Raw genomic sequence first — 853 nt, 5'->3', positions numbered from 1 at the left:
CGATCTGAACCGACTTATTACGAGGTTGTAAGACATAGAGGTGGAGCATATCGTCTTGAATCCAAACAACACGGATGTGAATTGTGGTTACGACATACTGATTGTGAGGTTGTGGGCAACATCTACGAAAACAGAGAGCTTTTGGAGGATAAGGAATGAGACCAAAAAGATACCCGTTCAGTGGTGCTAAAAAAGAGAGCGAAGCTAAGAAGATATCGTTAATGCTAAAAAAAGTCGATGAATCAGACTTGAAAGGAAGTGTTTGGGCGGAGCCTCTACCTCTCTATAGTAAAACAAGAGTCTATGTAGAGATAGAGGGATATGGAAAGAAAATCACGACTGAGTTTAAAACAGATGATATAGATTTTTTCAGAAAAACTTCATTCTTTAAGAGGGCATTATTCAAAAGAGCTGAAATGATGTCTCAGTTTGATTTTAGAGAAACAACAATCGAAGAATGGAACCGAATAATCTTAGAACTTTTGGAGGCTATCAAATGGACCCAGAAATAATTGACAACGTAAACAAACCAAGCCACTACCAAGGAAGATTTGGCATGGAATCTATCGATGCCTTAAGGAATTTCATGACACCAGAACAGCTGAAAGGCTTTTATCTTGGAAATGCCTTGAAGTATCAACTGCGATTCCAGAAAAAAAACGGTCTTGAAGACCTGAAAAAAGCCAGAAAGAACCTTGACTGGCTTATCGAGGAGATGGAGCATGAGAATTAAAACATTAATGGGAACAATCATCAATGTTGATAGGATAAAGCGCAGTATCACAATTGAGGGCGTTGAATTGGGCTCAGATTGTCGTGCGCTGACCTCTAAGCATAAAGATGGTACAGGTAC

2 protein-coding genes are annotated in these 853 nt (G+C 39.3%); both read left to right on the top strand.

The window, feature by feature from the left end:
• Positions 1-155: 155 nt before the first annotated feature.
• Positions 156-512, top strand: coding sequence for a hypothetical protein (locus tag HT679_RS11095; protein ID WP_173214658.1), 357 nt, complete (start codon positions 156-158; stop codon positions 510-512).
• Positions 497-733 carry a DUF3310 domain-containing protein gene (locus HT679_RS11090; protein ID WP_023948037.1) on the top strand — a complete coding sequence of 79 codons (237 nt, stop codon included), beginning with the start codon at positions 497-499 and terminating at the stop codon, positions 731-733. The genes HT679_RS11095 and HT679_RS11090 overlap by 16 nt, the downstream gene beginning before the upstream one ends.
• Positions 734-853 lie beyond the last annotated feature (120 nt).

The sequence above is a fragment of the Streptococcus sp. 4886 genome (assembly GCF_013276485.1).
Classification (GTDB): domain Bacteria; phylum Bacillota; class Bacilli; order Lactobacillales; family Streptococcaceae; genus Streptococcus.
This window is presented reverse-complemented; position numbering and strand designations above follow the sequence as displayed.

Excerpts from the sequence above, each read along its gene's own strand:
- HT679_RS11095 (WP_173214658.1), top strand. The coding sequence starts at position 156 with ATGAGACCAAAAAGATACCCGTTCAGTGGTGCTAAAAAAGAGAGCGAA.
- HT679_RS11090 (WP_023948037.1), top strand. The coding sequence starts at position 497 with ATGGACCCAGAAATAATTGACAACGTAAACAAACCAAGCCACTACCAA.